The 17,889-nt window shown below is 41.1% G+C and carries 15 protein-coding genes and 1 pseudogene; 10 read left to right on the top strand and 6 right to left on the bottom strand.

Annotated features, from left to right (window positions below):
* Nucleotides 1–6: 6 nt before the first annotated feature.
* From WFH18_RS10485 to WFH18_RS10475, 3 genes are all read right to left on the bottom strand, one after another.
* Entirely contained in the window at nucleotides 7–1,440 is a 1,434-nt protein-coding gene (locus tag WFH18_RS10485) for a trehalose-6-phosphate synthase (protein ID WP_004730400.1), read from the bottom strand.
* Nucleotides 1,397–2,278, bottom strand: a complete 882-nt coding sequence (gene otsB, locus WFH18_RS10480; RefSeq protein ID WP_004730399.1) for a trehalose-phosphatase — start codon at nucleotides 2,276–2,278, stop codon at nucleotides 1,397–1,399. Before otsB ends, WFH18_RS10485 begins: the two co-directional genes overlap by 44 nt.
* A 1,060-nt stretch (nucleotides 2,279–3,338) precedes the next feature.
* Complete coding sequence (locus tag WFH18_RS10475; RefSeq protein WP_004646210.1) at nucleotides 3,339–3,533, bottom strand: hypothetical protein; 195 nt, start codon at nucleotides 3,531–3,533, stop codon at nucleotides 3,339–3,341.
* 502 nt (nucleotides 3,534–4,035) lie between these two features.
* Here WFH18_RS10475 and sbmA point away from each other — a divergent pair.
* The 4 genes from sbmA to WFH18_RS10455 all read left to right on the top strand — a co-directional run bounded on the left by sbmA (nucleotide 4,036) and on the right by WFH18_RS10455 (nucleotide 9,407).
* On the top strand, nucleotides 4,036–5,229 hold the full coding sequence (sbmA, locus tag WFH18_RS10470) for a peptide antibiotic transporter SbmA (RefSeq protein WP_305177591.1): 1,194 nt from the start codon (nucleotides 4,036–4,038) through the stop codon (nucleotides 5,227–5,229).
* A gap of 687 nt (nucleotides 5,230–5,916) precedes the next feature.
* Nucleotides 5,917–6,897: a hypothetical protein gene (locus tag WFH18_RS10465; RefSeq protein ID WP_305177590.1), complete on the top strand. Its 981-nt coding sequence runs from the start codon at nucleotides 5,917–5,919 to the stop codon at nucleotides 6,895–6,897.
* 464 nt (nucleotides 6,898–7,361) lie between these two features.
* Nucleotides 7,362–7,850, top strand: a complete 489-nt coding sequence (locus WFH18_RS10460; RefSeq protein ID WP_305177589.1) for a hypothetical protein — start codon at nucleotides 7,362–7,364, stop codon at nucleotides 7,848–7,850.
* A gap of 327 nt (nucleotides 7,851–8,177) precedes the next feature.
* Nucleotides 8,178–9,407 (top strand): hypothetical protein, encoded by a 1,230-nt coding sequence (locus tag WFH18_RS10455; protein WP_336754820.1) that lies wholly within the window; start codon nucleotides 8,178–8,180, stop codon nucleotides 9,405–9,407.
* Nucleotides 9,408–9,438: 31 nt separating this feature from the next.
* Here the strand turns inward: WFH18_RS10455 and gatB are convergent, their stop codons facing one another.
* Genes gatB through gatC form a run of 3 tightly spaced genes read right to left on the bottom strand, consistent with a single transcriptional unit; the run spans nucleotide 9,439 to nucleotide 12,765 of the window.
* Nucleotides 9,439–10,920, bottom strand: a complete 1,482-nt coding sequence (gatB, locus tag WFH18_RS10450; protein WP_305177575.1) for an Asp-tRNA(Asn)/Glu-tRNA(Gln) amidotransferase subunit GatB — start codon at nucleotides 10,918–10,920, stop codon at nucleotides 9,439–9,441.
* Entirely contained in the window at nucleotides 10,920–12,398 is a 1,479-nt protein-coding gene (gene gatA, locus WFH18_RS10445; RefSeq protein ID WP_085064471.1) for an Asp-tRNA(Asn)/Glu-tRNA(Gln) amidotransferase subunit GatA, read from the bottom strand. Before gatA ends, gatB begins: the two co-directional genes overlap by 1 nt.
* 52 nt (nucleotides 12,399–12,450) lie before the next feature.
* Entirely contained in the window at nucleotides 12,451–12,765 is a 315-nt protein-coding gene (gatC, locus tag WFH18_RS10440) for an Asp-tRNA(Asn)/Glu-tRNA(Gln) amidotransferase subunit GatC (RefSeq protein ID WP_064095715.1), read from the bottom strand.
* Nucleotides 12,766–12,897: 132 nt separating this feature from the next.
* Here gatC and WFH18_RS10435 point away from each other — a divergent pair, with 132 nt between their 5' ends.
* The 6 genes and pseudogenes from WFH18_RS10435 to WFH18_RS10410 all read left to right on the top strand — a co-directional run bounded on the left by WFH18_RS10435 (nucleotide 12,898) and on the right by WFH18_RS10410 (nucleotide 17,649).
* Nucleotides 12,898–13,944 (top strand): rod shape-determining protein, encoded by a 1,047-nt coding sequence (locus tag WFH18_RS10435; RefSeq protein WP_004279360.1) that lies wholly within the window; start codon nucleotides 12,898–12,900, stop codon nucleotides 13,942–13,944.
* 16 nt (nucleotides 13,945–13,960) lie between these two features.
* Complete coding sequence (gene mreC, locus WFH18_RS10430) at nucleotides 13,961–14,818, top strand: rod shape-determining protein MreC (protein ID WP_004279362.1); 858 nt, start codon at nucleotides 13,961–13,963, stop codon at nucleotides 14,816–14,818.
* On the top strand, nucleotides 14,805–15,296 hold the full coding sequence (gene mreD, locus WFH18_RS10425; RefSeq protein WP_005251220.1) for a rod shape-determining protein MreD: 492 nt from the start codon (nucleotides 14,805–14,807) through the stop codon (nucleotides 15,294–15,296). The genes mreC and mreD overlap by 14 nt, the downstream gene beginning before the upstream one ends.
* Nucleotides 15,284–15,850 (top strand): annotated as a pseudogene (locus tag WFH18_RS10420) (Maf-like protein). Before mreD ends, WFH18_RS10420 begins: the two are co-directional and overlap by 13 nt.
* 38 nt (nucleotides 15,851–15,888) lie before the next feature.
* Complete coding sequence (gene rng, locus WFH18_RS10415; RefSeq protein WP_004646221.1) at nucleotides 15,889–17,343, top strand: ribonuclease G; 1,455 nt, start codon at nucleotides 15,889–15,891, stop codon at nucleotides 17,341–17,343.
* A 132-nt stretch (nucleotides 17,344–17,475) separates the two neighbouring features.
* Nucleotides 17,476–17,649, top strand: a complete 174-nt coding sequence (locus WFH18_RS10410; RefSeq protein WP_004646222.1) for a PA1571 family protein — start codon at nucleotides 17,476–17,478, stop codon at nucleotides 17,647–17,649.
* The last annotated feature ends 240 nt before the right edge of the window (nucleotides 17,650–17,889 follow it).

The raw sequence follows: 17,889 nt of genomic DNA, 5'->3' as shown, positions 1-17,889 counted from the left end.
AAAAATTTAGGCATGTACACTGAACTGGTTTGAAGCTCCTGCAGCCACGGGACGATAGATCCGCAAGCTTTGTGAGTTTTTCAGGTCAGTGATAAACTGATCACGCCAGCGAATAATATCGAAATTTTTCAAGCCTTGGCTTAAATAACGATAGCGCTCTAAACGTTCTGATTTAGACATACGTAGCGCTTTCTTCAAGGCTTTGGCCATACTGTCATGCTCATAAGGATCGACCAGTAAGGCTTCTTTCATTTGTTCAGCAGCACCGGCATATTTAGATAGAATCAAGACACCCGGATCTAAAGGATCCTGTGCAGCAATATATTCCTTGGCGACCAGATTCATACCATCCCGGATCGAATTTATCCAGCAAATATCTGCCTTACGATACAGTTGCATCAAGGCCTCATGGCCCAAAGTATCATAGCTGCAATCGAAGGGTAACCAGTCCGCTGTGCCATGCTGGCTATTGAGTTCATGCACAGCAGCTTTAAATTGCGTATACAGGTTCTTATAGGTCTTTACATCCAGTCGGCATGGACAGGCAATTTGTAATTGCTGGAATTGATTTTTAAACTCCGGTTGATCTTCTAACAAGCTCTGCAACGATCCGATTTTTTCCAATAAGCCTTTACTATAATCAATCCGGTCAACTGAAATGATGGTTTTATAAGGCTGCACTGTATCCAGATCAAAGGGAAGCTTTTCCAGATGGGTATCTGAGGCCTGATTCTGTAGTTGCACAGGATGCACACCAATCGGATAGCATTTCACATGAATCTTTCGAGATTGATAATTCAGGATTTCATTGTGACGATGCTGCACTTTTAAGGTCTGTTCAAGGAAATTTAAACAGTTTTCCTGATCGCGAGAGGTCTGCAAACCCAGTACATCGTAGTTGGCCAAATGATGTGCCAGATCGCGATGGGCGGGTAAAGTCTGCCAGAGCCTTAGTTCAGGAAAGGGGATATGCAGGAAAAAGCCAATACGGTTACGCATGCCCAGTTTACGGCAATAATGCGCCACGCTTAAAAAATGATAATCATGGATCCAGATAATGTCATATGGAGATGCCACCTGTTTCAGGTGCTTGGCAAAACGCAAATTGACATCCTGATAGATCTTAAAATCCTGCGGCTGATAATCTACAAGTTGATGCTGGTCGTGCATCAGCGGCCACAATGCATTGTTGGCAAAACCACAATAAAAGCCTTGATATTGGGATTCAGTCAATGGACTCGTGTGATATTCAACATTTTGATGCTTCAGGATTTGAAACTTCTGCTCTTTCGTCTGGTCAACTCGGGATCCATTCCAGCCAACCCAGATACCGCCTATATCCTGCAAAGCATCCTGCAATGCCACCGCTAATCCACCTGCCTGTGTATTGTCTGACTTAGGTAGATTTACACGATTTGATAACACTATGAGTTTCGACATGTAATTTCTCCAATAATAATTGTTGTTGTGCTTTCAGTATTTCTAAAAATTCTGCTAGAAAAGCCTGTACTTGAGTCACGTTTTCGAGGCGATGTTGTGCCACGGTGTTGCCTGTACCGACTTTGATAGAGCAGCCTTTGAATGTGTTGATGACTTGAAAACCGGCTTCGTCGGTCAGGTCATCTCCGATAAAAATGGGGTAATGATCACTTAAGTGATATTGCTGAATGATTTGCTGGATGGCTGAACCTTTATTTGCCCCTTTGGGCACCAGTTCGAATACAAACTTTCCAGCCTTAAGTTCAAAATCCTGAAAATGAGTAAGACAATTCAAGGCAAATGCATGCACTTGATGCTCTAAATAGGGATGTTCACGAAAATGCAGGGCGACTGAATAGTCTTTAATTTCTATTCGAGTCTGAGGAATATTATTACTATGTTCTGTAATATAATTTTTTAATAATTCAAACTGTTCAGGATTTAAATCAATTAACTTGCTTAAACGCGATTGATAGCTTAATTCCAGACCGTGAGAACCGGCAATATTCCAGTCAAATGGATAAATAAGTTTTTGGGCTTGTGTAATTGAGCGACCGGTCACTAATATTAGCTGAATATATTGTTGTAACTCTTTTAAGGTATTTAAGGTTCCGCTCTTAATTATACTTTTTGCTGGATCTGGGTGGAATTCAGAAATGGTTCCATCAATATCAAGAAATAAAACAAGTTTGTGAGAATAAATAATAGGTTTGAGCTGATTTAAAATCACTTGAGGTAATATATAAGAAGATGTAGCAAGTGAATCTTCTAGGTCTTGATCTTCTTTTAGAGTCGACATAAATACTACCTAAGCCTCTGAATTTAAATTGATTTAAAAGTTAGAATTACCTGAATGGTCATTGCTTTGATTAAATTTATAACATATTTCATTTAACAGACTGGCTTTAAGTGCAGAAACGAAACACTTTTAACAAGTACAGTTACTTTGTAAGATTTAGAAATATTTTGGTAGAAATCCAGTAATTGTTAATAAATTTTAAAATAAATTATGAGGATTTTATATTTTAAGGTTTTCTTGGATTGATTGTTTTTCAGGATTTTAGATAATAAGATTTATTATTTAATCGTTATTTTTGAATATGTATTTTGTAATTAATTTTTCAGAATATAGTATTTATTATTAATTTATATTTTATTTTTTAAATATATAGGGAGATTTAATTTTGAGATCCTTTTAAATATAAAAATCTAAAAAAAATTATAAATTAGGCATATGTAATTAAAATATTTAGCTTAAGTTTATGAAAATTAATAATTTTTATAATCGGCTAAGCTGGCTTAAAAGGAAAAGTACTAAAATTGTCTAGAGGGAAATTTCGTATTATCAAATTTTCTTGGGATAAATTGGAGAGCTATACAATTTAAACAGCCTCTTAATTTAGCATCTCAGATTAATTTTTTAATTCTTATCGGTAAATTTTATCAGAGGATAAAAAATCGAAAAAAATGAACGCCAGTTCTATGACTAAACTCTGAAAATAACTTGAATATTCTTTTTTTTGAATCGAAGCGTAGGTATTAGATGAAGTTGAGCTAAACAGAGAGAAGAGATGTAAAGGTGTCATCGCAAGGACAGAGTAGATACAAAAAACCGAAAACAGATCATTAGTGATCTTACATAGGTTACAAAACTAAATGATGTTTCAATTAAAAAGAATTCTTTGCTCAAATGGATGAGTCAATTTAACAGCAGTAAATGATGAGAGAAAAGGGAAGAAATAATTTCTTGAAAAAATAATGAAAGAGCAATTAAAGTAGAGAGAAGCTCAGGGTCGTATCATATAAGTTAAGAAACCAAACTCAGATACAACCCGTCTATTTGCATGAAAGAAAAATACTCAGATTTCTCGCCACACTTCATTTTCGTCTTTTAAAGGAATGGTAAAGTTAAAATCATCATCATTACTGACCAGAAGACTGGTTGGAGTCTGCATGACCACTTTCAAAACAGTACCTGCTTCAAAACTAATAGGGGCGCAGTTTTCTTTTTCTAGAGTCACCGGTTTAAGTAATTCAATTACCGAACTTTCCATAGTTTTTTCCAAAATAAGATTACTTTTCGATAATTAAATCATAGCATGATTTTTGAAAATTTAACTGTTTCTTCAAAAACTGAGAACTTGATCAATGATTTATTCAAATAGGGAGAAGTGCTCTATTTAGGTAAAAGACACCTAGAAGACATGCAGTATGCCTGATTTTCATCCTATTCTTGCAGTACTCGGAAGCATGAGGTTCTTTTACATAAACCCGACAGATAACAGGCATAAAAAAGTCTATCAAAATAACGAAAGGTCAAAAACATGATAATTTTTTTGTTTTTGATATCGCTCGGCTGAATGATAAAAATCGAGAATATAAGGAAAATCATAAGGCAGAGCTGAATGATAAAAATAAGTTTCTAGAGACTCGATATCCTTCTATCCTTTTTTACACTAAATTGAAAATTAATGCTTTATAACAGTAAAAATCTAAAATAAGAATAAACTATGCGTCATTTGGATGACCAAGAGACATAAGGAGAACTGGGTCGGCATGTTTAAGTCATTTTTCCCGCAACCCGTCTGGTTTTTTAGCAGCCTGATTTTGTGGTTTATCATTAATCTTGTGCTTTGGCATAGTGGCGGATCAGGATGGGGAACCTATCTGGGTTTTCCTGAAGGTTATTTTGATGAAAAGCTTACAATCGGTATCGGGCGTTTCTGGTCAGCTCAATTTATCTGGTTCTATCTCTGGTATTTCATTGCAACTACGATATTTGCGCTGTTCTGGCAATGGAAAGCCGGACACCGATGGCAGCGCTGGTCGGTCTGGGGCTCGGCATTTATTCTGTTTAATATCTGGTTCGGGGTACAGGTCAATGTCGTATTAAATGAATGGTATAGCCCGTTTTATGATCAGATTCAACAAATACTCACTAAGGGTGGTGGGGATGTTTCATTGCTGTATCAAGGCGCATTAACCTTTATTTATATTGCGATGGTTTATGTCACTTTAGCAGTATTTAACCTGTTTTTTGTCAGCCATTATGTCTTCCGCTGGCGTACCGCGATGAATGATTATTACACCGCACATTGGGAGCAGTTACGTCATATTGAAGGTGCATCACAACGCATCCAGGAAGACACCATGCGCTTTGCCAAAACCACAGAACAGTTGAGTGTTTCCTTGATTGAAGCGCTGATGTTGCTGATGGCATTCCTGCCGATCTTGTATCAGCTCTCTAGTCACGTGAAGGTTTTACCAATTGTAGGAGAAATACCGCATGCTTTGATGTGGGCCTCGATCGGCTGGGCAGTATTGGGTACGGTTATTTTGATGGTTGTGGGAATGAAGCTGCCCGGACTGGAGTTTAATAACCAGAAGGTTGAGGCAGCCTATCGTAAAGAGCTGGTCTATGGCGAAGATTATGCTGATCGCGCACATCCGCTGACACTCCAAGAACTGTTTAGCCGAGTACGCTGGAATTATTTCCGGTTGTATTTTCACTATGCTTATTTCAACATGGTTCGGATCTGGTACTTGCAGTTAGATAATATTTACGGATTATTTATTCTGTTTCCAAGTATTGCAGCAGGGGCAATTACTCTTGGTTTGATGATGCAAATCCTGAATGTGTTCGGCAAAGTGCGGGAATCTTTCCAGTATCTGATTCTGTCTTGGCCGACGATTATTGAACTGATGTCGATCTATAAACGGTTGAAAGCATTTGAATCACATATTGATTAATTTTTTCTCGTATTATTATCCTGCTTTATCAGCCAAACAGTTTTAGGTTTGGCTTTTTTTATGGCGATTTAGTCTACAAGATCCAATGGAAAATATCGATCTGACCGTTGGTCAGATGACTTAGGTAAATCGTGTCAGAACCTCCTAATATTGGGGTATTCAGATATTTTTTTCTTGTCTAGAATCCTAAGGGCCAGCCAAGATGGTGTTTAATTTCAGGTGGTTTGACGTATAAAAATAACAAGTGTACGTTGAAGAAATTATTCTTACGCTGATCTTGTTCAGGCAATGTTATAGCGGATAAAAGGTAAATTTATTACCCATTATAATAAAGGTCTGTAGCGTTCCCTGAATAAGCCGCCGGAGAAGGACTCACCGCCTTCTTCGGTTTTTTATGTGTTTTTTCTATCTTTTTCTTGAGTCCTGAATGGAATTGTTTATTATTTGAACTGATTTAAGAATGATACTTGTGTCAATTTTTATCACATGAAGCTTGGCATAATCAGCAAAGTTAAGCTAATATGTGCCTTTTTACCATTTAAATATTATAGTTATCAATATCTTGTGTTTGTTGTTTTGTGCTATTTAAGCTATGTTATACGGGATTTTGGGGTTGAGATATTTGCTGTGAAGCTAAAAGTAATAATTCTAATAATAGGGGCAGCAGCTTTAGCTGGATGTAATAGCGTGAATCGGTTGAAATCAGAGGTGTTACATCCTTTTGCCAGTCCGGAAGAACTAATTGCCAAACGGGCTTTGAATCAACGTGATGGTAGTGCAAAAGATTATGTTTATCTTTGGGGACAAGCTCAGAAAAATAACACGACTCAGGCCATGTATCCGCGTTCGATACTGACGCAATATTGTCATGAACAGGGCGGTAAATTTTCACTGCTGTATAAAAGTAATTTTAGTGCAGTGGCAGATGTTTCCCAGCGCAAACGCCTCAGTGCTAATCGGGGTGTTGTACAGGGTAGCGGTGCCTATCAGTGTCGTATGGACGACCTGACTGAAAGCTGGATTGTCTCGATTGAACCAACTTCTGAACGACAAGTTGATAAATCTAGCCAGACGCGTAGTGTTCGACTACTCACCCAGGTCATGAGCCCTTCTCAAGCAAAAAACTTTTATCGTCCAACTAAAGCCAGGGTTGCTGTGGAGAAAACCACCCCTGCATTGATAAAAACCATGACTCCTCCTAAGACTCCTGTCGCAAAGACGACAAATGAACTGAAGGAATCAGCACGTAAAGAGCTGGAGAGGAAAGAATTAGAGCGAAAGGAATTAGAAAGAAAAGAGCTTGAGAAAAAAGAAGCAGAGAAAAAGCAGCTCGCAGCGGTATCAGCTCGAGCTACGGTAGCAGACACACCGCAACAACATCAGATGAAGATTTACGTGGCAGCGCGACGTGATATTAACAGTGGCAAAAATCTGAATAATGCCTGTAATAATGCCCAGCGTGCCTATAACTATGGCAAATTGCAGGGCACAGAGGGAACACGTGTCTATACTGAATCAGGGATGTTGGTTGCACGCTGTCTGAACAGTATTCCGGTCTATGCCAGCCGTTTCCCAAATGCTAAAGCTCAGGCCAAGCGTGTGCTACAGAATCTGTCTAATAACTATAATCATAGTGGTGCGAAGAATATGTTGAGACAGATCAAATAAGCACTGAATTAAACGTATTTAATCCAGAATCCGTATGATGATTTTGATTCACCAGAAGATGGGATAAAAAATCAGTTCAATCAGGTCGGATATAGAGGATGAGATCCGACTGCGTTTGCTGGGCAGGTCGCGCGATTCGAACATCTATCTTCGAAAAACAGGATGGATCAATAACAATACGGTCAAGCTAAAGAACACAACCAGTCTCCAAGGAAGGATGCTGTTGAAGGTGTTTGCAGTCATCATGATTATTTTTATTGTTTTAATTTGAATAATAACGCTAAGTTTACTCGATCAATATCACCATCTAATGAATAGCATGATGGGATGAAATTTTTCATCTGAATTAATTTTAAATCCAGTTCAGGTTTTACAGAGTTCTATCAGTATATTTCCTTTTTACATGATACAAAGAAACTATTTTCAGCGCCAAAATGCTGATGTCATATTAAAAGGAAGTGGTGATGAGTTTAAAAAATTCTTCTCGTATTCGTTTATTTTTTCTAGGTGCAGCATTGTTGGGAGCAGCACAGGTTACGATGGCTGGCCCAACGGTCGATCAGCTGAGTGATTGTTTAATGAAGTCCACTACAGTTACTGATAAAACTACGGTGTTGCAATGGACCTTTGTGGCTTTAGGTAATCATCCCGACTTAAAAGCTTTTAGCAATGTGACCGCGAGTCAAAAGGAAGCATTAGACAAGAATCTGGCGACGGTGTTGCAGCGCATTTTAGTGGAGCAATGTTCAGCACAGACCAAGGCGGTGATTCAGGCTGAAGGTTTGCAAGCGGTTGGAGATAGTTTTCAGGCTTTAGGCAAAACCACAGGCGAGGAAATTTTAAAGAATCCGGAAATTAATAATCAGCTCAAAGGTGTGCTGCGTTATATCGATTTGAATCGTGTTGCACAGACTTTTTTAACCCCAGATTTGTTGAATAAGTTGGGGTTGTAAAAGGGATGTAAGATTCTTTTTGATCTAGTAAATCCTCTCCCTAACCCTCTCCTTTGTCAAAGGAGAGGGAACCACGTGTATCAAATTAATCACATGACAAAGTCTCCCTTTTTTAAAGGGAGATTTAGAGGGATTCTATAAATCACGCATAAAGAAAGACTTTGAGAGTTGAATGCGTCCTAAGTCTTCGAGTTTGGCGATAGAGGATACTTTTTTGATGGTCATATTTTTAGATGTAAAGTGAGTGCTCACTTTGATTTTTTGTTTAGTTAAATTGATGATTTATATTATAATATTTTTTATTTAGATTGTATATGTGGTGATTTGGTGTCAAGTAAAGAAGAAAAAAGCTATATAAAGCAAGAAAAAATGTTTGATGAACGTAACATGTTTATTGATGAAAAAAACATATGCGATTTATCATCATTAATGATTTTAAAGTTTGATAATTTTTTAAAAACAGATTTACTAAAAGATACAGATTTAAAAATTCATATCAAAATAGTTAATAGAGCAACTATTAATGCATATGCAGGTTTTGTAGGTGATGACTACAAAGTTGCCCAAATATTGATTACACAAAATATGTTAATTGAGCTTTATAGATGGGCTTTTACTTTTACGGCTTACTCTAAAAAATTTTATCAAGATTCACCGCAAAATATAGATGATTTAAATAACTTTGATTTATATAAGGATAGTGATTTTCTATTCAATGATTTACCTAAATTTGACTTAAATAAACTTGATGATTTTGCCACTATAGCTGTTCAAGCCTTAAAAGATAGCCAAAAGCATGATTTGATAGATGCAAATGTTCAAGTAAGTAAAACAATGTTTTGGCAATGGACATTGGTATCAGTTCTATCACATGAGGTTTCTCATCTGCTCCAAAAACATATGAAAATATTGAAAGATATGGGGTATAAGTCAGGTCAATATTACTCAGAAATTAGTACTTCCACAGCTTTTGATAACAGTCAGGATTTAATTCCATTTAGACAATCAATGGAGTTGTTAGCAGATATAAACGGGATGATGATAACCTTGAAATATATGCTTTATAATAAACAACTTACTTTCAATAACGTATATATGCTTTTATGTGGACAAGCCTGTGTTTTTAATCAATTTTATTATGATGGTACTTACAGTGAGCAACTGAATATTTTTGAAAGTACGCATCCACACCCTGTTATAAGAATGAAATTTTTCGAATATTTCACTTATTATGTACTCGAAGAGATAGCTTTCAAAAACTATGATAGAGATATTTTTCTTAAAACCTGTGCTTATCTTGGTACAAAATCTAATTTGTTGGTAGGTTTGTATTGGAAGTGGAGATATTTGCCAGATGATAATGATGGATTAACTTCATTTATGAATCTTAGTACTGAGAAAGGTGAACAGAGTTCGTATGAATATAATATTTACATAAAGAAATATATTTTTGAGTTATGTGATTTGATTGAGAAAGAATATTTAGGAGATGCTACACCACTATTATTTATTAAAAGTAGAATGCAGGATTTTTTTGAAAAAAGAAACCCGTCCTAAGACGGGTTTTCTATTGAAAAACTAATTGATTTTAACCAATCAATTTCTTCATCAATTCATTGACTTGTGCAGGGTTAGCTTTGCCTTTCGCTGCTTTCATCACTTGACCAACAAGACCGTTAAAGGCTTTCTCTTTACCAGACTTATACTCTTCAACCATCTTCTCGTTGGCAGCAAGCACGTCTTTAATAATCGCTTCAATCGCGCCTGTATCAGTTTCCTGTTTCAAGCCTTTTTCAGCAATAATCTCGTCCGCAGATTTGCCTTCTTCCCACATAAAGCCGAATACTTGCTTCGCGATCTTACCGTTAATCGTGTTATCCACAATACGCGCGATCATACCGCCAAGTTTTTCCGCAGATACAGGAGAATCTTGAAGATCTAAGCCTGCTTTGTTTAGCGCCCCTGAGAATTCGCCCATCACCCAGTTTGCAGACACTTTACCTTGTGCAGCGCCGCCAGCAGCAGCGACAACTTCTTCGTAAAACTCTGACATTTCACGTGTAAGCGTTAAAACGTGTGCATCGTACTCAGTCACACCAAAGTCCGCCACGAAACGTGCACGGCGTGCAGCAGGAAGCTCAGGCATGGTTGCTTTAATGGCTTCGATTTGCTCATCAGCAATCACCACAGGCAACAAGTCTGGGTCTGGGAAGTAGCGGTAATCATTCGCTTCTTCCTTAGAACGCATTGAACGGGTTTCCATCTTCACAGGGTCGAACAGACGCGTTTCCTGATCAATGGTGCCATCCCAGTCCAGAATTTCCATCTGACGTTCAATTTCAACATTGATCGCTTGTTCAATGAAACGGAATGAGTTCAGGTTTTTCAATTCACAACGTGTACCAAACGGTTGACCCGGACGACGTAAAGACACGTTACAGTCACAACGGAATGAACCCTCCGCCATGTTACCGTCAGAAATACCCAACCAGCGCACTAAAGTGTGAATTGCCTTGATATAAGCAACCGCTTCTTCAACCGAACGCATATCCGGTTCAGAAACGATTTCAAGCAGCGGCGTACCAGCACGGTTCAAGTCGATGCCTGACATACCTTCGAACTGATCATGAATCGATTTACCCGCATCTTCTTCGAGATGCGCACGGGTTACGCCAATGCGTTTAACCGTGCCATCTTCAAGCTGGATGTCGATATGACCCAAGCCCACAATCGGGTTGTCCATCTGGCTGATCTGATAGCCTTTTGGAGAGTCCGGATAGAAGTAGTTTTTACGCGCAAATACAGACGCCTGATCGATGTAAGCATCGATGCCCAAACCAAAGCGAATCGCAAGATCAACCACTTCTTTGTTTAATACCGGTAATACGCCCGGCATAGCCAAATCAACCAGGCTGGCTTGCGTGTTTGGATCATTACCGAAAACAGTTGATGAACCCGAGAAAATTTTGGTATTGGTGGCAAGCTGAGTGTGAATCTCGATACCAATAACGACTTCCCAACCATCAATCAGGTTGGATTTCGGTTTAGCCGATTTTTGAGCTTGAGCCATTATGCGTTCTCCTCAGCAATTGCAGCGCGTTTTGTATGCCAATCTGTTGCTTGTTGATACTGATGTACCACAGACAACAATTGAGATTCTGACCAGTAATTCCCAATCAACTGTAAGCCAACTGGCAAGTTGTTCTGGTCAAAACCAACAGGCGCGTTAATCGCAGGAAGACCTGCCAGGTTTACTGCAAGCGTGTAAATATCGCCCAGGTACATTTCAACCGGAGTTAAATCCGCACCAATTTTATAGGCAGTCGTTGGCGCAGAAGGTGCTGCGATGACATCGACAGATTCAAATGCTTTTAAGAAATCTTGTTGAATGAGACGACGTACTTTCTGTGCTTTTACATAGTAAGCATCGTAATAACCTGCAGACAGGGCATACGTACCAATCAGGATACGGCGTTGCACTTCTGCACCAAAACCTTCTGAACGTGAACGCTTGTACAGGTCCATCAGGTCCACAGGATTTTCTGCGCGATAGCCATAACGTACGCCATCAAAACGTGACAGATTCGAAGAAGCTTCGGCAGGTGCGATCAGGTAATAAGTCGGAACATAGCTTTCAGTCATGTTGAGGTCGATCTCAACAAGCGTAGCGCCCATTTCTTCTAACTTTTTAAGTGATTCTTCGACACGTGCTTTAACATCTTCAGCTAGGCCAGCAACATTAAAATACTGTTTTGGAATACCAATGCGTAAACCTTTTACTGAGGTAGCGTTCAGGTTCGCGACATAGTTATCTACCACTTGATCCATTGAAGTTGAATCTTTGGCATCATGACCGGCCATGACATTCATCAGGTAAGCACAGTCTTCTGCAGAACGTGCCATTGGACCACCTTGGTCTAGTGATGATGCATAGGCAATCATACCGAAGCGCGATACACGACCGTAAGTCGGTTTAAGACCGGTCAGACCACAGAATGATGCAGGTTGACGGATTGAACCACCGGTGTCAGTACCGGTTGCAAATGGAGCTAGATCGGCTGCAACGGCTGCCGCAGAGCCACCAGAAGAGCCACCTGGGACATGACCCAGGTTCCAAGGGTTAGCCGTTGCGCCGTAATAGGAGTTCTCAGAGGTCGAACCCATCGCGAATTCGTCCATGTTCACTTTACCCAAAGTGACCAAGCCCGCAGCTTTGCCTTTTGCGACAACGGTCGCGTCGTAAGGAGAGATAAAATTGTCCAGCATTTTTGAACCGGCAGTGGTTTTAATGCCTTGGGTACAGAAAATGTCTTTGTGGGCAACTGGCACACCAGTCAGGGCAGAGGCATTGCCAGCTTTGATTGCAGCATCGGCGGCATCAGCTTCAGCCAACGCCTGTTCAGCAGTTACGGTCACATAGGCCTTGACCTGTGCATCAATTTTTGCAATGCGCTTTAAGTAATGTTCAGTCAATTCGCGAGATGAAAACTGGGCATTTGCCAGACCTTCACTAAGTTCACGAATGGATAAGCGATGTAAATCTGTCATGAGAAATAATTCTTTACGTTTAATTTAATAAAAAGAATGAACTGGGTAGTAATTACTCAATCACGCGCGGTACGAGGTACAAGCCATCCTGAACAGCTGGTGCAACTGCTTGGTATTGCTCACGATGATTGGTTTCGGTAACCACATCATCACGTAGCGGCTGAGGGTGGTCGAAAGGACTTTTCAGGGGTTCAACACCATCAGTATTGATGCCTTTCAGGGTTTCCATCATGCCTAAAATTTTATTTAAACTTTGAGCATATTCAGCAGATTGCGTATCATTGAGAGATAACCTTGCAAGGTTGGCAATAGCTGAAACTGTTTCTGCACTTAAATCTGCAGAATGCTGTGCATCCGATGTAGACATAATATTACCTAATCAGTATTAAAAAAATTCAAATTATCATGCGTTATGATAAGCGATTGACTTGTCCAAATCATCACATTTAGTTAAAGTGGCCACCTTGCGTCCATATAAAGTTTAACTGAGAACGTCCCCGTGATTCTAAAACGACTAATAGGCTTGTTTTCGCCCGATCTTGCCATTGATTTAGGTACAGCAAATACACTTATTTATGCGCCAGGACGAGGCATTATATTAAATGAACCAACGGTTGTAGCCATCCGTCATAGTGGTTCACATAAAATTGTTGCGGCAGTCGGTCTTGAAGCGAAGCAAATGCTAGGTCGTACCCCAGCCAATATCTCAGCGATCCGTCCTATGAAAGACGGTGTGATTGCGGATTTTGAAGTCACTGAGACCATGCTGAATCAGTTTATTCGCAAAGTACATGAAAACCGTTTATTTACTCCGGCACCGCGTGTCGTGGTCTGTGTGCCATGTAAATCGACCCTGGTTGAGCGTCGCGCCATTCGTGAAGCCGTGTTTAATGCGGGTGCACGTGATGTGCGTTTAATTGAAGAGCCAATGGCAGCAGCGATTGGTGCAGGGATGCCAGTTGAGCAGGCCTGTGGTTCGATGGTGGTCGATGTTGGCGGTGGTACCACTGAAATTGCAATCATTTCCCTACAAGGTTGTGTTTATGCAGACTCTTTACGGATTGGCGGTGATGTCTTTGATGAACAGATCATTAACTATGTGCGTAAAGCGCATGGCTGTGTGATCGGCGAAACTACGGCTGAAGTGATCAAAAAAGAAGTGGGTATGGCGTTGCCAGATGAAGGCGCTAAACCGCTGGAAATTGAAGTTCGTGGTCGTAACCTCGCAGAAGGTGTGCCTCGTGCGATTGTGGTCAATTCAGATGAAGTGACCCAAGCGATTTCTGATCCATTGCAAAACATCGTGTCTGCGGTGAAATCTGCTTTAGAACACACACCTCCTGAGCTTTCTTCGGACATCGCTGAACGTGGTATCGTGTTAACCGGTGGTGGTGCATTGTTGCGTAATCTTGACAAACTGCTTGCCAAAGAAACTGGCCTGCCAGTTGTGGTTGCAGAAGATCCACTGTCTTGTGTGACACGTGGTGGCGGCAAGGTACTCGAATTTTTCGACAACCCAAATCATGACATGTTATTCGTAGGCTAAGAAAAGGATTCGGCGGGTGCAAGCACATCTGTTTTCTCGACAACCGCCATCTTTTCGCTCTTTTATCATTGCATTGGTAACATGCCTGGTGGTGCTTTTCTTTGATTGGCGCATGCCGCATGTTGTTCAACCTGCAAGGGATGTCCTGTACGCTGCTTATAATCCTATTTATGCGGTGGCCAGCTATCCGGTATTGTCGCGAGAGTGGTTGAATCAACAAACCAAGTCTGAAGCTCAATTGCGTCGGGAAAATACCGCGATGCAAGCCGAGCTGTTACAGGCACAGGTACGCTTACAAAAAATCTCTGAACTTTCTGCTGAAAATACCCGTTTGCGCGGTCTATTGGACACGCCGCTGATCATTGATGGACGTATTGAAATTGCCGAAGTGATTGGTACCGATGCCGATCCATTACGGCATATTATCGTGATCAACCGTGGTTCGAATAACGAGCTGAAAGTGGGGCAAACCGTACTGGATGACAAGGGTATCATGGGGCAGATTATCAATGTCTATCCGCATAGTAGTCGGGTCATGCTGTTGTCTGATAAAGAACATTCACTGTCAGTGCGCCTGGAACATACCGGAATGCGTGCCATTGTTTCGGGCACGGGCGATCTGGGACGTTTAAAAATGGAATATGTACCGACCAGTGCTAACATCAAGGTTGGTGAAAAAGTCTATAGTTCGGGCTTGGGACAACATTTCCCGGCAGGTTATCTGGTGGGGCAGGTATCTAAAGTACAACGCCATAATTCTGGTGAATTTGCCCAGATTGATGTGACGCCTGCGGCTCAGCTGGCCGGTGGACATCATGTGGTGGTGTTATTTTCCGATTCATTAGCGATGGAGCAACCGCATGTCAATCGCTAAGATGAAATCCAGAAAGCATCGTGATCCTTTAATGGCTATTGTCATTTCGGTGATTGTGGCTTCTATTTTAATGGTCTATCCACTTTCCTATAATCTCTCGGGCTGGCGTCCGCTGTTTATGCTGATGATCATGCTCTTCTGGGTGTTATGTCAGCCAACCTGGTGCGGGATCTGGTTTGCCTTTGGTACGGGTATTTTTATTGATCTGCTGCTGGATGCACCTTTGGGTCTGAATGCGCTGAGCTTTATCATTATTGCCTTTTTAGCCCGCTTTCTGACCCGTGAACGCCGTATACTGACCTTTAATAATCTCTGGGTGATTATGGGGCTGGCGATTGTCGCATATCTGCTGATAATCTTTTTTACCCAGATTATGGCTGGCGTGCAATTTTCTTATGCACGGCACTGGATTCCGATGCTGACCAGTATTCTGGTTTGGCCTGCTATTTATTATGTGCTGAAAAAATGGCGCGTATAATTCTTGCTTCGAGCTCACCCCGGCGCCGCGAGTTGTTACAGCAACTCGGGCTGAGCTTCGATATTTACAGCCCAGAAATTGACGAATCGGTACAAGCAGGCGAGTCGGTCGCAGCCTATGTTGAACGTCTGGCACGTGCCAAAGCCGATGCCGTGGCAGAGCTTTATCCTGATGCAATTATTATTGCTGCGGACACCAGTTTGGGGGTGGATCAGGAGATTTTGGGCAAACCTGAATCCAAACAACATGCGATTGAAATGTGGACAAAAATCTCCGGTCGGTGGCATGATGTATATAGCGGTGTCTGTGTTCGTACAAAGCATGAAAAATACAGTATAGTGGTACGCACACAGGTCGAATTTCAAATCCTGAGCGCTGCAGATATGGAAAGTTACTAGGCGACAGGTGAGCCACTGGGTAAAGCAGGGGCTTATGCAATTCAAGGAATTGCAGCACGTTATATTCCAAAAATACAGGGCAGTTATTCCAATGTGGTTGGCTTGCCTTTATATGAGACAGTACAGTTATTACAGACGGTTAAGGCACTAAATTAACTGCTGAAAAGAATTCTTATAATGTTTTGAGTGTAGTTATGTCTGACGAGTTGTTGATTAACGTCACGCCGATGGAATGTCGGGTCGCGTTAATTGAAAACGGCACGGTCAATGAACTGTTTGTCGAGCGTACGGCCAAGCGTGGCCTGGTAGGGAATGTCTATAAAGGAAAAGTGGTGCGGGTCTTACCCGGCATGCAGGCTGCTTTCGTGGATATCGGACTTTCTCGTACTGCGTTTTTACATATCAATGATATGGTCTGGCCCCGCAATCAGCCAACCCCGAATGTCTTTGAGCTACTTCAACCGGGACAAGTCCTCACGGTTCAGGTGATGAAAGATATGCTCGGTACCAAAGGCGCACGCCTGTCTACCGATCTGTCGATTCCTTCGCGTTATTTGGTGCTGATGCCATATGGCAATCATATCGGTGTATCGCAACGGATTGAATCCGAGGAAGAGCGCAATCGCTTGCGTTCGATCATTGAGCGGATTCAGGCAGAACATAAGCTGCCAGGTTCAGTGATTGTACGTACTGCGGCAGAAGGGATTGAAGAAGAAGCCATTGCACAGGATATGGCTTATCTGGCCAAGCTTTGGGAATATATCCAGCGCAAGCAAAAGATTATTGCAGTACCGTCTTTGATCTTTGAAGAATTGCCTTTGCCGCAACGGGTGATTCGTGATCTGGCCAATGAAGAAACTGCTAAAATTTACGTGGATTCACGTGAAATTCATGCCAAGCTGCAGGAATTTGTCGAAGAATTTGTCCCGAATATGAAAGACCGTTTGCTGCATTATCCGGGCGAGCGGCCAATTTTTGACTTGTATAATGTCGAAGAAGACCTGCAAAAGGCATTGCAAACTCGAGTCGCATTGAAGTCTGGCGGTTATCTGATGATTGACCAGACGGAAGCCATGGCCACAATTGATGTCAATACCGGTTCTTATGTTGGTGGACGTTCGCTGGAAGATACGGTTTTTAAAACCAATATGGAAGCGACGGATGTTATCGCGCGTCAGTTACGGCTGCGTAATCTCGGCGGCATTATTATCATCGACTTCATTGATATGCAGGAAGCGCAGCATCGTGAAGAAGTGATGAAACAGTTTGAGCGCATGTTAGAACGTGACCACGCCAAGACCAAGATTACTCAGGTATCAGAACTGGGCTTGGTGGAAATGACCCGGAAACGCACCCGTGAGTCGCTGGAACATCTGCTGTGCGAGTCTTGTCCGACCTGTCAAGGACGCGGTTATGTCAAAACAGCCGAGTCAGTATGTTACGAAATATTCAGGGAGATTCTGCGTTATGCTCGTGCTTATGAGTCACAGAGTGGCTTTACTGTCGTTGCGCATCCGGCTGTTATTGATCGTCTATTAACAGCAGAAGCGCCTGCAGTCGCTGATCTAGAACATTTCATTAATCGCGTGATTAAGTTCCAGGTGGAAAATCTATATACGCAAGAGCAATACGATATCATTCTCAGCTAAAATTGTAACAGAATATCGTTAAACACTTGTTACATCTGAAATTTTACAACCGGGCCTTTATTTACAATACTAGATGCATGAATTAGCCAAAGCCGTTTCTCCCAGTTTCAGGCTTAGCAAAAGGAGTGTGTGATGAGTATGAGTAAAGCAGTAATCCATAAAGGCCTAAAACACGTATTAGAACCAAAGACTGTACATGCGGGATATATCGTCGATGAACGCGGTAATGAAGTTCAGATTACCGCGAGCATGATCCGTAACGTCTGCCATCAATTATTACAACAGTGCCGTACCATTAAAAGCTGATTGCATTTGTGCATTGTTTCTAACTTGTCAAAAAATGATTTGGATAGACATTTAAATCGAGAAGTCATCCAAAAATTCTAAAATAATTTAAAAAGATTTCCAAAAATAAAGCAAAGGGACCAGATCGGTCACTGCTGTCCCATAGTTTGCTTTAAATAAAAAAACCTGAGTCCTAACAGTTAAAATATGAGTGCAAACAAACACTTTAACGACCAGGATTCAGGTTTTGTCACATCAGAA

The organism is Acinetobacter sp. USHLN143 (assembly GCF_037145695.1).
GTDB classification, from domain to species: domain Bacteria; phylum Pseudomonadota; class Gammaproteobacteria; order Pseudomonadales; family Moraxellaceae; genus Acinetobacter; species Acinetobacter fasciculus.
Note: the sequence above shows the minus strand (reverse complement) of the source record. Positions and strands in the feature narration are given on the sequence as shown.

Coding starts and splice junctions, on each gene's coding strand:
- WFH18_RS10485 (WP_004730400.1), bottom strand. CDS start 1,440: ATGTCGAAACTCATAGTGTTATCAAATCGTGTAAATCTACCTAAGTCA.
- otsB (WP_004730399.1), bottom strand. CDS start 2,278: ATGTCGACTCTAAAAGAAGATCAAGACCTAGAAGATTCACTTGCTACA.
- WFH18_RS10475 (WP_004646210.1), bottom strand. CDS start 3,533: ATGGAAAGTTCGGTAATTGAATTACTTAAACCGGTGACTCTAGAAAAA.
- sbmA (WP_305177591.1), top strand. CDS start 4,036: ATGTTTAAGTCATTTTTCCCGCAACCCGTCTGGTTTTTTAGCAGCCTG.
- WFH18_RS10460 (WP_305177589.1), top strand. CDS start 7,362: ATGAGTTTAAAAAATTCTTCTCGTATTCGTTTATTTTTTCTAGGTGCA.
- gatB (WP_305177575.1), bottom strand. CDS start 10,920: ATGGCTCAAGCTCAAAAATCGGCTAAACCGAAATCCAACCTGATTGAT.
- gatA (WP_085064471.1), bottom strand. CDS start 12,398: ATGACAGATTTACATCGCTTATCCATTCGTGAACTTAGTGAAGGTCTG.
- gatC (WP_064095715.1), bottom strand. CDS start 12,765: ATGTCTACATCGGATGCACAGCATTCTGCAGATTTAAGTGCAGAAACA.
- mreD (WP_005251220.1), top strand. CDS start 14,805: ATGTCAATCGCTAAGATGAAATCCAGAAAGCATCGTGATCCTTTAATG.
- rng (WP_004646221.1), top strand. CDS start 15,889: ATGTCTGACGAGTTGTTGATTAACGTCACGCCGATGGAATGTCGGGTC.
- WFH18_RS10410 (WP_004646222.1), top strand. CDS start 17,476: ATGAGTATGAGTAAAGCAGTAATCCATAAAGGCCTAAAACACGTATTA.